Origin of the sequence: Neotamlana nanhaiensis (genome assembly GCF_000943555.1) — a bacterium.
Classification (GTDB): Bacteria; Bacteroidota; Bacteroidia; order Flavobacteriales; family Flavobacteriaceae; genus Neotamlana; species Neotamlana nanhaiensis.
Map to the genome: position 1 here is coordinate 91,013 of NZ_JTDV01000010.1, position 14,299 is coordinate 105,311.

Below are 14,299 nucleotides of genomic sequence, written 5' to 3' on the forward strand. Positions count from 1 at the left end.
GATTTATTGATTTAAGGCCTTAAGATTGATGTGTAATTTTATTGATTGATGCACAATCTCAATTTTTTGTGCAAAACTATTCTTTATTTCGCTAAATAAAAATATTGTTTTTGGCTTTTGATGCTTAACGCTTTCAATTTTAGATAAATTTGAATTTGAAAAATAATAGTACAAATCACTTTTATCTTTTTCAGATTTTAAAATATTGAAATTATCTATTTTGAAAGATGCCCTTACCGGAAGATTCGATTTTATTAAAGTTGAAAAATCTTGTTTTAAGATATTTATGAGCATTTTTTTATTTAAGTCTTCTAAAATGAAGTTTACTTTGAAGCTATCATCTATAAAAGAAAAATCGAAAATTTTATTACCAAATTCGGTTGTAAAGGCTACACGATGATTGTTTTCGGCAAGCTTTTTCACAATTAATAAGCCGCCAAAATTATTCCCGTAAACCGTAATATTTGCTTTGTACACATAATCGGTTGATGCCGAATCAAAATAAACATTCTCAATCGTATTTATTGAAACTGGTTCGCTTTGCAACCCGTATTTTTTGCTATACGAACCGCAAGACACCAAAACAAGACACAGACTAATTATTAAAAATCGCATCGTTAATTGTGGAGTTTAAAACGCGGTTTGTAAATTCAATTTTGGTATAATCACCAGATGGCTCAGTCATTTTAATACTATCTACATCGCCTTTATCATCAAAACTAATTTGGAAGCTTTTTATAAAATCACTCAATTTTTCATCCTTGGGTTCAAAATTAACCACGCTACCCGCATCTACTTTAAAATAAGAAATATCAAACTGCTCATCGTCAAACATATCGCCTTTTACACTGTTTACGATTAAATTATTAAGCTCGGTAAACATTTTACTCGAACCTACATCAACCTCACTTTTATTGCCTTCGTTATTTATAAAAAGTGTTTCATTTTTAAAAATTATACTGTACTGAAAAGGTTTTACATAAGCCCATTTTACAAAACCAGGCGATTTATAATGTAATTTTCCTTGCGTTACAATATCGTTCGATAAAAAATCTAAATGCTTGTATTGTGTAAAATCGCTAACAATAGTCTTTTTTTGCGACGCTCTCGTTTTTACCAAAGCCTTTAAAGTTTCGGCTTCGGTGTTTGTCATTTTTTGTTGTGCACTTGCCCAAGTAGCGACCAACAAAAAGGCCATTAAAATTTTATTCATAAGGTTTTAAATCGCATAAAGCATCAATAGTTACCGATGCTAAATTTTTCTGCTGTAAAAATAACAATAATTGTTCCAAAACGATTAGTGTTTTCTCGCTAGTGTCGTGTAACAGAATAATATCACCTGCTTTTATGTGTTTTGTAATGCGATTTAAAACAGTTCCTGAATTTCGCGATGTTGTATCGAGCGACCGCACATTCCATCCAACAGATGTTAACCCTAAAACCTTAACTGCTTTACTAATATTTGGGTTTGTAACTCCAAAAGCGGGCCTGTAAAGATTCATTTTCAAGCCCGTAAAATTCTCAATAATAGTGTTTGTTTTCTTTAATTCTGAAATAACTTTTTGGGTTGAAAAAAATCCGAAGTTGTTTGAATGTGAATACGTATGATTACCAACGGTGTGCCCATCGCCTATAATTTGTTTTAGAATGTCTGGATGATTTTCGGCATGCTTACCAATACAAAAAAAAGTAGCTTTAGCATTAAACCGATTTAAAAGTGCTAAAACTTGAGGTGTAAATTGCGAGTTTGGGCCATCATCAAAAGTAATTGCAACCGCCTTTTTTGAGGTTTTAGCATTTGAAAGCACCGATTTTAAATGATAATTCCAACCAATTAAACCTGAGCCTAAACCTGTAATTACAAACCAAATTACAACTACCAAAACCATGAAAATCCAACTGCTATTACAAATAATTAAACCAAGTAAAGCAATACAACTAACAATGCTTATGGTTTTAAAATTTAGCATGATTTTAATAAAGTAAAACTATGATTTTGCCCGCGATACTGGTTGTAAAGTAATACATTTTTTATTTCTGAAGGCATGTCTCCTTTTAAAACCACAGCTTCTGGAATGGTTTGTAATTTTAAAACGCGAGCAGCAAGCCAAAACCCAAAAGAGGATGCGGTATGGAACTCACCAGACAAATGTTTGTAAAATAATTGCGACGTATCTTTTAAGCTATTTTCGGCTAAAACATCGTAAAACCCATCGAATTCTACATCGCCATTACAGCCTAAAACAACAGCACTTAAATCTTGAATGCTGAGATTTTGTTCTTCTAGAAAAGCATTAAGTTCTGTATTTAATTCATCGGCTTCCAAAGTGTTAATTAGTTTCACATCGACAACCTCAGCGTAGCTAGTTTGAGATTTTTCATTTGAAACCACAAAGAAATTAGCGCCTTCGCTAAATACAGCACCTTTTGTTTTATTTTGCAGTAATTTTGAAGCCTCAACAGCTTCAGATTTTATATGATTTACCGCTTTATGAATTTCTATAGTATGTGGCGCCAATTCATCTACTCCACCTATTAAAATAGATTGACTTTCATCGGTTTGTATTTGCAACATCGCATCTAACAATGCCGACTCGAACGACACCGAGGCATGCACGTAGGTAAAATTATAACCTTTGCAGCCCATATCTAAGGCTATTTGACCGCCAACCGTGTTGTGTGTAGATTGTATAAATGGTGTTGGCGTTAAATATTGCTCGTCGTTATCGATAATGGCACTTAAAAACTTCTCGGAATCGCGTACACAGCCCATACCTGTTCCTGTAATAATGGCATCAACATTTTCTAAATTTGCTTCTTGTAACGCAGTTCGTGATGCGGCAATTCCCATTTTAATACCTTTAGCCATACGTCGTGCGGCAGCAGGTGGAATAAAGGCTTTGTAATTAACATCGATAACTGGAATTACACGGTCTGTGTAATATTCAACATCGCTTAAAAACGCCGTATTATCAAATGTATTTTGCGCCGAAATACTTCCTAAACCATTTACGTAAACTTTCCCCATAATTATTGCTTTTTAGAAAATATTACGGTTGAACAATTTCCGCCAAAACCTAAAGAATTTGATAAAACTGTATTAACCGCCTCTTTTTTTAACTCCAATTCAGGAACTAAATTAAAAGCCGTCATTGGTGTTTTATAGTTTAAATTAGGATACACAACATCATGCTGTAATGCTAAAACCGAAAATACAGCTTCAATACCACCAGCAGCTGCCAAAGTGTGTCCTGTAAACGGTTTTGTAGAACTAAACGGCGGCATATCATCACCAAAAACTCTTAAAAACGCTTTACCTTCCGATAAATCATTATTCCCTGTGGCAGTACCGTGTGCATTTACATAATCGATAGCTTCCGGTTTTAAATTGGCCACTTTTAAAGCTTGTTGCATTGCTAAAGTAGCACCATCGCCATTTTCTGAAGACGCCGTTTGATGAAAAGCATCATTTGCATTACCGTAACCTTTTACATAGGCCAAAACGGTTTTATTTTCAGCCTTCACAACCGCATCAGATTCTAACACTAAAAATGCAGCAGCTTCACCTAAATTTAAACCCTTTCGGTTTTCGTCGAACGGTGTGTTATAGGTGTCCGATAAAATCATTAAACTTTTAAATCCGTTAATGGTGAATTTCGATAAACAATCGGCTCCACCAACAATAACACGATCTAATTTCCCTGATTTTATAAGACGCGCCCCCAACATAATGGCATTTGCCGCCGAAGAACAAGCGGTGCTAATAGTTGTAACTAAACTATTTTTTAAACCTAATTGTTCGGCTATTTTTTGGGTCGAATCGCCTGCATGATGCGCTTCAATGTATTTTTGAACTGTTTTATCTTCTAAATACTCGTAATAGTATTTCTCGGTCATATCCATACCTCCAACACTGGTTGCTGATATTAAACCTGTTTTGTATTCATTTATATCAGAAATACGAGCGCTTTCAACTGCTTCTTTTGCAGCTACTGCGCCTAATAAAGCGGTTCGAGAATAATTATTAGTTTCGGGTAATTGCAACAGGCCTTCCAATTGGCTATTGGTATAAGCAATTTCACCAACCATAATATCGTTTTTATGATTGGTGTTAATTTTAACCACACGACCAATGCCTGTTTTACTAGCAAAAAGGGCTTCGCGATTTTCATCTACATTGTTTCCAATAGCAGATATTATACCCATACCTGTAATTGCAACGCCTTTACCCATGTGTATAATTATTTTGTGCGGTGTTCTGCAATGTAAGCAGACATGGTGTTAATCGATTCAAAAATAGCACGACCTTGTTTTGGGTCGGTTAATTTTATGCCATAAGTTTTATCGAGCATCACAATAAGCTCTAACGCATCAATAGAATCTAAACCTAATCCGTCTCCAAAAAGCATATCGTCATCGCCAATTTCGGCAGGTGTTATATCTTCTAAATTTAGTTGTTCTACAAGGCTTTCTTTCAATTCTTGTTTTAAAGCGTCCATAATTCGTTGTATAATGTATTTATTTGTTGTTCTGTATGTTGTAGGTCTCCGTTGGGTGTTACAAGATATAAAAAGGCTTCGTAATCTTCATCATCTACATTTACCCAACCGCATAAAATTTTATCGGCTTTATTATCGACAATTAAACTTTGTGCGTAATTATAAAAATAATTGGTTTTAAAATTCTCGAATACAAAGAAACTATTTTCTGAGTACAATTTATATTTAATACTAATTTCGCCCAACATTATATTTGGTAAAGTGTACACAAATACCGCTGGACTTGGGTAATAACTCGTTTTATCTTGTATGCTATCTTGGTGTTTCCTATCGGTATCTAAACTCGAGGCTTTGTTTCCCATAACCAAAGCTATATTCTCTTGGTTTTCTTCGGAAATATTTTCGTACTGAAACAAAACGTCTGCTGCTAAAAAGGCTAACTGACTTAATTTATCCATTTTAAAAAACTTGGAATAATTAACATTTAGCGCTTTATAAGCTTGTTTTAAGAACGTTGATTCTTCAGGTTTAACTGAAAATAGAACCTTTCCGTTAAGACTGATTTTATTTTGCTTAACATGACAATAAGACGATATTTTAAACTGATTTTCCATTATTAATCTATCTATCTTATTTTACTTTTTTAAAGATTACTGCTGTGTTACATCCACCAAAACCTGAAGCTGTTTTTAAAAATGTATTAAGTGGTTTTTCGGTTGTTTCTTCAATAATGTTTATCGGCTGTGTTACACCCATTTCGGCAAAACCTAAGGTTTTTATCAGCTTATTTTGTTTTAAAGCCTGCATACCAATAATGGTTTCAAGCAACCCTGAAGCCCCAAGTGTATGCCCAAAATACCCTTTTAAACTGTTAACTGGCGTATGTTCTAATCCTAATCTATTTAGGGCAATGGCTTCCATTTCGTCGTTATACATCGTTGCTGTACCGTGCGCCGAAATATAATCGATGTCTTCTGAAGTTAAATTTGCTTGATTTAAAGCCGATTTTATACTTCGATACAAGCCTTCACCTGTTCGCGATGGTCCCGAAATATGATTAGCATCATTACAAGAAGCTTCACCTAAAATTTCAACAGCATCATCACTTAGGTTTGCTTCATTTTTAGTGACTAATGCACTTACTGCTACTTCGCCTATGTTAATACCAATGCGGTTTTTATCGTATGGTTTGCAAATCTCTGAGCTTAAGGCTTGAAATGAATTAAAACCCGACAAAATAAACTCGGTAACCAAATCGCCTGCCACAATAAACACCTGATCGAACATGTTACTTTTTATGTAACGTTTAGCAACCGCAACTGCTAAAACTCCCGAAACACAAGCGTTTGAGAGCACGATAGGTTCTGTTTTAAAACCAAAATAATTAGTTACATTTTTTGCTAAAACGTCAAGATATGCGCATTCTTTTGGAAAATCATTTGCATCATCTAAAGCATCAATATTGCCTTTTGTCGTTGAAATAATTAAACCAACACGATCGGTTAGCGCAATGTTAGATTGACTAAAAGTATCTTGAAGCGATGCTATAAACATCTGCTCCAATTTTGTATATTTTTTTTCAGAGGTATTGTTGAAGGCTGCTGATAATACTTCATCATCAATTAAAGAAGACATAAAAGGTTCTGGCATTATCGAAGCATCTGCAATTTGCTTGAGTCCAGATTTGCCCTGAATCACCTCTTTTGCAACCGAAACACTATCGAACCCTAAAGAGGATATAATGTTGTTATATGATACATACACTTTACTCATCTAACAGACCTACTTTTTTCTTCCAAGCTGTAAAAAAATCTGGTGGTGTTAACCATAGTTCACCTTGACCAATATTATCTACAAAAACCTGAACGGTTTCTCCTGTGCAAACCAACTCGTTGTCTTGGTTATAAATTTCGTAGCGAAAAATCATTTTTGCTGCCGAACTATCTACAAAAATGGTTTTAACCGTCGCTACATCGCCATATTTAAGAGGGCGCTTATGTTTAGTTTTCGATTCTATAATGGGAGTTGCAAAGCCGTATTCCTTTTGATCTAAATACGAAATACCATGGTGTCTTCCAAAGTTTTCTCTACCATCCTCGAAATATTGAATGTAATTTCCGTGCCATACAATACCTAACGGATCGGTTTCTACAAACCGAACACGTACTTTACTAGTATGTTCTATTTCTTTTGGTTTAGACCGCATGTTTCTTTTCGTTATAAAATATAGACAGTATGGTTGTGGCTGCAAAAAACAGTAATAGTAATAGCAATTCGGGTAAAATATCGGATAAACTACCGTTGCGTAAAAACACGTCGTAATACGCGTTTAAGCCCCAATTCATTGGTGAAATATTCGATAATACCTGCATAAACTTTGGCATAATAAACACTGGCACCCAAACCCCGCCAATGGCGGCCAAAATAACTACAAAAGTAGCTCCAAATGGTGCCGATTGCTCTTGCGTTTTGGCAATAGTACCAATTAAAACACCCAAACCTATAGCTGCTAAACCAGCAAAAATACTAACTACAAACAACAATGGCAACCTACCTGAAACATCAAGTGTTGGTAAGCCTATTTTTGGAAATACAAATACGCCAACCGCCAACATTAAAGCAAATTGAATAAGGCAAACAGCTAAATAAACAACTGTTTTACCGCCTAAAACCGTAGCATAACTTACAGGGTTGGTGCGCAACCTAACAAAAGTACCTTGACTTTTTTCTTTTACAATATTTATTGAAAGCGGCACGATAATAAAGAAAATGGCAAATAACGACCACGCTGGTACGTTATGTTGTGCCGAATTGGGCATGTACTCTTCTTGATTATCCTTTTTAGGTAAAATTTCTTTGAAGGTTACAAAGTTATCGGTTTTAAAAACGACATCGTCTGGATTATCACTTAATTGCTTTTGAAAACTGGTGTAAATGGTTTTCATTTCAATTTTCGATATCATTTTATCGATGCCATTTTTAACTGAATTTTTAAACGACACTTGCGTTGCTGGATCGAAATATAAACGCACTTCTTTACTAGTAACTTCAGGTTGCTCTAATGCTTTTTCTTCTGAATCTATTCCAAAATTTTGGAGTAAATTATCAACGTTATTATTTACTTTTTGATGTAAATCGACTGTTAAATGCTCTGGAATAATAACGGCCAATTGGTAATCGCCACCAAACACTAATTCTTTAGCTTCAGTTTCTGTATCTTTTGTAACGATTTCGAAAGCTTCAGAGGATTTTAAACCTTCTAACATGGTTTTTGCAACCTCGCCTTTATCATTATCGACCACCAAAATAGGAATTTGAGTATTTTCGATGGTTTTAAACGTGCTATCTTGAATTAAGGTGATGGTTATAATTAACACCAATGGCATTACAAACAAAATAACTACACTACCAAAATCGCGCTTAAGCAGCAAAAACTCCTTATATGTTGAAGCAAATAACTTATGCATAATCGCGCAGCTCTTTACCGGTTAAACTGATGAACACATCTTCTAAATTATGTAAATCTTCGGCTTTATTAATTAAATCCTTTGGCTTGCCTTCTACAATTATTTGTCCGTGATCAATAATGGCAACCTTAGTACAAAATTGTTCGGCTTCGTTAAGATGATGCGAGGTATAAATTATAGTTGTTCCGTTAGCGTTTAACTCCTTTAAAAAAGAAATAATTACATTTTTTGATTGCACATCAACACCAACAGTAGGTTCGTCTAAAATTAAAACTTTAGGATTATGCAAAATACTAGCCAATAAATTAACACGACGTTTCATACCTCCAGAAAAGGTGCTAATTTTTTTATTAGCAAACTTCTCTAAACCTAAAATTTCTAAATGACTTAATATTTTTTCGTTTAACGCTTTCCCTTTTAAACCATACATGCTCCCAAAATATTTTAGATTCTCGAAAGCTGTTAAGGTTGGGTACAACGCATATTCTTGAGGTACAATACCAATTAGTTTTTTTATTTCGGTTTTATGTTGTTTGTAGTTTAAATCATTAATGGTGAAACTCCCCGAAGTTGGTTTCACTAAAGCACAAAGCATAGAAATTAAAGTCGTTTTTCCTGCACCATTTGGCCCAAGAAGTCCAAAAATTTCCTGATCGTTTATAGACAGACTCAAATTAGACACCGAGTAATTTTCGGCACCTAAGTACTTCTTAGAAATCTTATCTATAACTATCATTATTTATTTAATAGCTTTTTTAAGGGCTTTAAAGAAAACTTCTTCTTTATCGGCTAACTCTAATAACATTTCTGAAACCTTATCGTACGATCCTGTGGTTGCTTTACGATTTTTATACAAACGCGAGGCTTCTAAGGCAAAATCGCGCCATAAATCGCCAATTTCGGTCATTTCTTTAGAAAGTTCTCTTAATTTTTCATTATTTAAAATACCGCTAGACTCTTGTAAAAACGCTGCAAAAATATAACGAAAACCACCACCACCGGTTCCAATTTCTTCTTGCATTCGTACAATTTGCCCTAAATAATGATTAGCTACTTTTATACCTTTCTTCTTTGGCCACTTTTTAATAAGTTTTGCCACTCGCCTAATACCTTTAACACCTACAATTGGAATAGGTGCCAACATATCGCGACACGTTTGGTTTATACCTTTTATAATAGCTTCTTTATACGGAATATCACTTTCTTTTGGGAAAGAAATAGGATAATAAATTTGTCCGTTTGGTGCAAATGGTCCTTTGGCAAAACGTGCCTTTTCCATTTGTTTTTCATCTAAAGTTGCAACCGTTTCAATAACGGGATCGCTAACTAAATAATTGTTATCTTCTTTACCGTAAACCACAATATTGTGGGCATTAAAATGAAAACGGTAATGATCTGGTAAGTATAACAAATGATAAATACCAACTTGTAAACCAACCGGATTATTGTTTTTTAAATTTTCGTCTAAACGCTGTTTCGCTTTGGTTACACTTTTAAACTTTTCGCGTTTAAAAGTAACCCCGATACGTTTTGCAAAACGCTTAAAAATAAGCCCAGGCATAACACGATAGGTTACTGCTGGACCGTGATTTACCTTTAAAAACGGAATGTAACAGTATATAAGCCCAGAACCTATACCAAAAATCATAGGTTCGCTAATGTTTAAGCCATTATGCTTCATTAAATTTGAAACCACACCATTTTCGCAATGTGCAGACTGGTGATGTTTAAAATCAATCTTCATTTAAATCTCCTTGTTTTAGTTGCTCCAAACTTATGTTAAAAGCATCGGCGTATTTTTGTAATAATTTATCGGATAATTTTTTAAAGCGCTTCGGGTTAAAATGACGCTTTACGCGAAATGGCCAAATACCAACATAACCTGCTAGAATAGTAACGTCCATTCTATTTAATTCCATATAATACTCAATAGGACTTGTTTGATTATTTATGACGCGTTGTTTCGCTTCTTCGGCACGTTCTTTAATATCTTCAATGGCATTATTTAGAGCAATTGTTTTGGGCGTCCAACCACTACTTTTTGTGGTGATGTAGTTACCGTTTTCGTCGGTAGCGTAGCATAATTCTTTTTGGTTAATAGAATCTAAACTACTTTTATCTTGAGGCACTTCGTTTGCTTTCATACCTTTAATTAATTTCGCGAATAATTAAATTGAGATTGCAAGATACTAATTCTTTATGGTCTTGAATGATTGTACATTCAATATTACACAGGCTGTAATCGTCTGCATCGAACCTAGAAATTAAATTAGCGTTAGAGGAAATGGTAGTATTTACTTTTGGTAAATGTTGAATTGTTACTTTTTTTATAGCACTAATAAAACCAATAAGTTTAACAGTACTTTTGTTGTCGTAAAACGATTTGCCAACAATACAAGAACAGGTTTGCGCCGCATATTCTATTAAACCTGCTTCGGCAAAATACCCATTATCGTTGAAGATTGATGTTTCATTAATAAAAAACTGCGTACATACCCGTTCATCATCAATAGAAATGACTTTATCAACCATTAAAAATGGCGGCCGATGTGGTAATAATTCGCTAATGTTTATTTCCGAAAGGTTCATTACGAAGCTAATACGGTTTTCATTTCACCAGAAGCAATTTCCTCATTTTCAGCATTAAAAACCGAAATTTCCACCATGGTAACCCCCATAATTTCGTGTAACACATTTACTTTTGTCGTAATGGTTTCGTTAACTTTAGGAAGCTGTGTAATATTTGTTTTTTTTATAGAACCAATATAACCTGTTGGCGCATCTTCACCTTTTACAAAATAATTGTAACCGGTATGTAAAGCAATGGTTTGCGCCATATTTTCTACCAAACCAGGTTCGGTAAATTTATTATTTTCAACAAAAATATTATTGGTTGGAATGGTGAATGCTGATACGACTTCGGTTTCAGAGAAACTTATAAGTGAATCAACCATTACAAATGGCGCTTTTTGCGGAATTAACTTAGTAACATCTTTAATAGGAAATTGTGCACTCATCCTTTAACAAACCGTTAGTAAGGCAATAGAATACGAAAATCTGGCACTTTCTGGTACCGATAGCAGTATTTTTTGACCTTTTTTAAGTTTCCCAGAAGCCACCAATTCTTCAATCATTAAATAAATTGAAGCAGCACCCACGTTACCAACGCGGTCTAAATTCATAAACCATTTATCCCATGGAATTTCAATACCTGCCGCTTTCATACCATCATATAAACCTTCTTTAAAGTAATAGGATGAAATATGCGGTAAGTAATAATCGATATCATCAACCGATATATTATGTTTAGCAAACGAGCGTTTTAAACTATCTACACCTTTTTCAAGAATATTGGCACCTAATAGTTTAACATCTTGCTGAACGGCAAATAATGTTTTTTTACTCCATTGGTCGGCAGCATATTCGCGCCACGGTTTTAAAAGTCCGTCGTCCTGTTTTTCACCTCCCGAATACATACAAGCTTCAAGCTCGTCGGCATACGAGAAGCCTTCCATCCATTCAATTTTTAATGGTTGTTCGCCTTTTGGCTCACTTTCTAGTAACAAAGCTCCTGCACCATCAGAAAGCATCCATCGTAAAAAATCTTTATTAAATGCAATAATTGGGTTTTCTTCTAAGGTTTCCAAATGCTTTACTTCATCTTCAAAAATATCAGAACGAAACCAGGTTGAACTTCTTTCAGACCCTGTTACAACGGCATTATTCGATTGTTCGCATTTTACTGAAAGATATCCGTATTTTAGGGCATTCATGCCCGAACAACATGCGCCAGACGGTGAATTTACCTCAACATTTCCATTTTTTAAAAAACCGTGTACCATTGAAGCGTGCGATGGCAAAATATGGTCTGGACTCGATGTACCACAAGACAATACTTCAATATCGGTGGTTTTAAAATTACTATCGCAAAGGCCTTTTATAGCTTCGGTGGTAAGTTGGGCATTATTATGAGTGATATTACCAGCCTCATCAATGGCATAATATCTGGTTTTTATTTGGTTATTTCGTAAAACAATGCGTCTTCCTTTAGAATGTTTACCATTAATTAAACCTAATTTAGCTTCCATTTCGTCGTTAGAAACTGGTTTATTTGGTAAAAACTTAGAAATACGAGTTATATAAACTTCTTTCATAAATTATTTAATCTGCTCTAATAATGCAACCGAAGCATAATACTCCTTTTGCCTTTTTATTTTTTGGATATTTAGTAAATAAGTTAGCAAAAATAACACAAAAACTACTGGGGAAATAATCCAAATGGCAATTAACAAATAAACATTAAACATTTTAAGTAATATTTTACGTTTTTTGGTATTGGCTTCACTTGATTTTGAGATAAAAGTAGACCATTTAGAAAAAATGATATTGGCTTTTCTATCTACAGTTATTAAAAAGGGTTTTATTTTTACTGCCTCGTGCTTTAATAAGTTTTCTTGAAGGGAATCGAATTTATTTTGAATGAGGTGTGATTTTATAATAGGGCCAAATTTGGTAGCATTATCGATATCGGTTTGACTGACACCTGGTTTCGGAAAAATTCCTAAATAGCGCTTTTTCTTTCCAGAAAACATCCAACGAACTATGGTAATTACGCTAATATGGTTTACGTGCCTATCAACTAAAGCTATGTTTCCTACCAAATTGGCTTGCAAATTTTTTAGGTGCTTTTTCACCTTTTCCTGCGCCATAATCCACATGTTTCTAGAACCGCTTACCGTTACTACGTTTGCGTTTTTAAATAGTGTTTTTGCGTAATCGGATTTTAAAAACGACGATACTGGCAACGATGGTGTTAAATACCACACTTGATAACCTAAAATAACTAAATCGTATTTTTTGTTTAAAATATCCTGAGGCACAGGTTTAACAGGCTGTTTTTTTTGCAAAAAAGTATCGGGAAAAACCCCAAAAAAATCTTCTTTTTTCCAAGGAAACGGAAAGTTTTTTTCGAGTTGCATTTCATGAAAGTTAAGTTCTACATCATCTCCTTGTGCCAAACTAGAAACAATATTATTTACTATTTCGGTAAGTTGACCAGATTGAGAATAATGCAATACGAGAACTTGCTTCATGCCTATTTAAAAATTATCGGTAAAAATAACCATTTAAAACTTTAAAACTAATTTTTATTTTTCAATCTAATTATTAGCACATTAAACATTAATAATTAACGCAGTTTCTCCCAAAAGTCGAAATAATTAAACCATTGTAATGGGTATTTTTTAAGCATCCAAGTAAGGCTTTCGGTATAATCGTTTAAAAGAGATTCTACATCGCGATGCTTTGCTTGCGATTGTCTGGCATATAAATGATAATGCAAATTTTTCTCTTTCATTACATAAACAAACAAAACAGGCACGCGTAAGCGTGAGGCCAACATAAAAGGTCCTGCCGGAAATTTTGCCTTTTCGCCAAGAAAATCTTTTTCTAAAAATTTGGTATTTTGGGTGTAACGATCGCCAGTTATACAAACAATTTCGTTTCTAGCCAATGCCGCATTTATTTCGAATATGTGCGACAAATCATCTTTTAAAATTATAAGATTGATGTTAGATTTAGTAGTTACACGTTCTAAATACTCTTTTATAGCCGTGTGTTCTTGATTTGTGGTAAGTAAACTAATAGAAGCCGATTCATCTAAATCTCCAAAAAAGTGTTCGGCAATTTCAAAATTACCTAGGTGAGCACTTATTAAAATACCGCCTTTTTTATTTTTTAAAGCTTGGTTTATTAAATGAATTCCATCGAACTCGTAAGTGAATTTTTTACGCAAGCCTGATGAAATAGCTACTTTATCAATAATAGTTTGCCCAAAAACAAAGTAACTATTGTATACATTTTTAAAGCTTTTAAATTTTGAAAATCCTTGCCGCTTATGTAAATAGTAAAAAATAGCCTTAAAGCTATCCTTTGCAAATAAAACGAAATAAAAGGAAACAAAATAAAGCACAAAATAAGCTGCCTTAACACCTAGTTTTTTAATACAGAATACAAAAATTTTGTATCCTAAAACGGTTCCTCTGGATTTACCTTTCCATTCGGCAGCCATAATGTTATTTATAAAGCGTTAGTTAAGTTTACGCTCAATTAAATCGTAAAAATCTTGAAGTACTTTAACGTTAACAAAGTCTTCGCCTACCAATTTCACACCAAAATTAGCTTCAACCGACACGACTAGATCTACAAAATCTAAACTATCTAAATCTAGAGTTTCTTTTAAATCGGCATCCGGCGAAATATCGTCGCTTTCAACTTCAAATTCATCTATAAGGAAGTTGTCTATTTTTTCAATAATAACCTCTTTTGTCATCA

General features: G+C 34.0%; 19 protein-coding genes. All 19 read right to left on the reverse strand.

Annotated elements, in window-relative coordinates; translation table 11 throughout:
• Nucleotides 1-3: 3 nt before the first annotated feature.
• The 19 genes from lolB2 to PK35_RS11010 all read right to left on the reverse strand — a co-directional run bounded on the left by lolB2 (nucleotide 4) and on the right by PK35_RS11010 (nucleotide 14,297).
• Nucleotides 4-615, reverse strand: a complete 612-nt coding sequence (gene lolB2, locus PK35_RS10920) for a flexirubin biosynthesis protein LolB2 (RefSeq protein WP_044626760.1) — start codon at nucleotides 613-615, stop codon at nucleotides 4-6.
• The gene (gene lolA2, locus PK35_RS10925; protein ID WP_044626761.1) at nucleotides 596-1,213 is read right to left on the reverse strand and encodes a flexirubin biosynthesis/transport protein LolA2; all 618 of its coding nucleotides are present in this window, start codon (nucleotides 1,211-1,213) and stop codon (nucleotides 596-598) included. Before lolA2 ends, lolB2 begins: the two co-directional genes overlap by 20 nt.
• Nucleotides 1,206-1,970: a polysaccharide deacetylase family protein gene (locus PK35_RS10930; protein ID WP_044626762.1), complete on the reverse strand. Its 765-nt coding sequence runs from the start codon at nucleotides 1,968-1,970 to the stop codon at nucleotides 1,206-1,208. Before PK35_RS10930 ends, lolA2 begins: the two co-directional genes overlap by 8 nt.
• Complete coding sequence (locus PK35_RS10935) at nucleotides 1,964-3,028, reverse strand: beta-ketoacyl synthase N-terminal-like domain-containing protein (protein ID WP_044626763.1); 1,065 nt, start codon at nucleotides 3,026-3,028, stop codon at nucleotides 1,964-1,966. The genes PK35_RS10930 and PK35_RS10935 overlap by 7 nt, the downstream gene beginning before the upstream one ends.
• A 2-nt stretch (nucleotides 3,029-3,030) precedes the next feature.
• Nucleotides 3,031-4,233, reverse strand: a complete 1,203-nt coding sequence (locus PK35_RS10940) for a beta-ketoacyl-[acyl-carrier-protein] synthase family protein (protein ID WP_044626764.1) — start codon at nucleotides 4,231-4,233, stop codon at nucleotides 3,031-3,033.
• An 8-nt stretch (nucleotides 4,234-4,241) separates the two neighbouring features.
• Nucleotides 4,242-4,499 (reverse strand): phosphopantetheine-binding protein, encoded by a 258-nt coding sequence (locus PK35_RS10945; protein WP_044626765.1) that lies wholly within the window; start codon nucleotides 4,497-4,499, stop codon nucleotides 4,242-4,244.
• Complete coding sequence (locus PK35_RS10950; RefSeq protein WP_117624672.1) at nucleotides 4,487-5,113, reverse strand: 3-oxoacyl-ACP synthase; 627 nt, start codon at nucleotides 5,111-5,113, stop codon at nucleotides 4,487-4,489. The genes PK35_RS10945 and PK35_RS10950 overlap by 13 nt, the downstream gene beginning before the upstream one ends.
• A gap of 16 nt (nucleotides 5,114-5,129) precedes the next feature.
• Nucleotides 5,130-6,272 carry a beta-ketoacyl synthase N-terminal-like domain-containing protein gene (locus PK35_RS10955; protein ID WP_044626767.1) on the reverse strand — a complete coding sequence of 381 codons (1,143 nt, stop codon included), beginning with the start codon at nucleotides 6,270-6,272 and terminating at the stop codon, nucleotides 5,130-5,132.
• A complete protein-coding gene (locus PK35_RS10960; RefSeq protein WP_117624673.1) occupies nucleotides 6,265-6,705 on the reverse strand; it encodes an acyl-CoA thioesterase in 441 nt (146 codons plus the stop codon). The genes PK35_RS10955 and PK35_RS10960 overlap by 8 nt, the downstream gene beginning before the upstream one ends.
• The gene (locus PK35_RS10965; protein WP_044626768.1) at nucleotides 6,695-7,966 is read right to left on the reverse strand and encodes an ABC transporter permease; all 1,272 of its coding nucleotides are present in this window, start codon (nucleotides 7,964-7,966) and stop codon (nucleotides 6,695-6,697) included. The genes PK35_RS10960 and PK35_RS10965 overlap by 11 nt, the downstream gene beginning before the upstream one ends.
• Nucleotides 7,959-8,702, reverse strand: a complete 744-nt coding sequence (locus PK35_RS17670) for an ABC transporter ATP-binding protein (protein ID WP_044626769.1) — start codon at nucleotides 8,700-8,702, stop codon at nucleotides 7,959-7,961. Before PK35_RS17670 ends, PK35_RS10965 begins: the two co-directional genes overlap by 8 nt.
• Nucleotides 8,703-8,705: 3 nt before the next feature.
• On the reverse strand, nucleotides 8,706-9,710 hold the full coding sequence (darH, locus tag PK35_RS17675; RefSeq protein ID WP_044626770.1) for a BtrH-related acyltransferase DarH: 1,005 nt from the start codon (nucleotides 9,708-9,710) through the stop codon (nucleotides 8,706-8,708).
• The gene (gene DarG / locus PK35_RS10980; protein WP_044626771.1) at nucleotides 9,700-10,110 is read right to left on the reverse strand and encodes a flexirubin biosynthesis protein DarG; all 411 of its coding nucleotides are present in this window, start codon (nucleotides 10,108-10,110) and stop codon (nucleotides 9,700-9,702) included. The genes darH and DarG overlap by 11 nt, the downstream gene beginning before the upstream one ends.
• 4 nt (nucleotides 10,111-10,114) lie before the next feature.
• On the reverse strand, nucleotides 10,115-10,555 hold the full coding sequence (locus PK35_RS10985) for a hotdog family protein (RefSeq protein ID WP_044626772.1): 441 nt from the start codon (nucleotides 10,553-10,555) through the stop codon (nucleotides 10,115-10,117).
• The gene (locus tag PK35_RS10990; RefSeq protein ID WP_044626773.1) at nucleotides 10,555-10,983 is read right to left on the reverse strand and encodes a hotdog family protein; all 429 of its coding nucleotides are present in this window, start codon (nucleotides 10,981-10,983) and stop codon (nucleotides 10,555-10,557) included. Before PK35_RS10990 ends, PK35_RS10985 begins: the two co-directional genes overlap by 1 nt.
• A gap of 3 nt (nucleotides 10,984-10,986) precedes the next feature.
• The gene (gene darB, locus PK35_RS10995; RefSeq protein ID WP_044626774.1) at nucleotides 10,987-12,120 is read right to left on the reverse strand and encodes a dialkylresorcinol biosynthesis protein DarB; all 1,134 of its coding nucleotides are present in this window, start codon (nucleotides 12,118-12,120) and stop codon (nucleotides 10,987-10,989) included.
• 3 nt (nucleotides 12,121-12,123) lie between these two features.
• Nucleotides 12,124-13,059, reverse strand: coding sequence for a hypothetical protein (locus tag PK35_RS11000; protein ID WP_044626775.1), 936 nt, complete (start codon nucleotides 13,057-13,059; stop codon nucleotides 12,124-12,126).
• A gap of 95 nt (nucleotides 13,060-13,154) precedes the next feature.
• Nucleotides 13,155-14,036: an LpxL/LpxP family acyltransferase gene (locus tag PK35_RS11005; RefSeq protein WP_044626776.1), complete on the reverse strand. Its 882-nt coding sequence runs from the start codon at nucleotides 14,034-14,036 to the stop codon at nucleotides 13,155-13,157.
• Nucleotides 14,037-14,054: 18 nt separating this feature from the next.
• Nucleotides 14,055-14,297, reverse strand: a complete 243-nt coding sequence (locus PK35_RS11010; RefSeq protein ID WP_044626777.1) for a phosphopantetheine-binding protein — start codon at nucleotides 14,295-14,297, stop codon at nucleotides 14,055-14,057.
• Nucleotides 14,298-14,299: the final 2 nt, after the last annotated feature.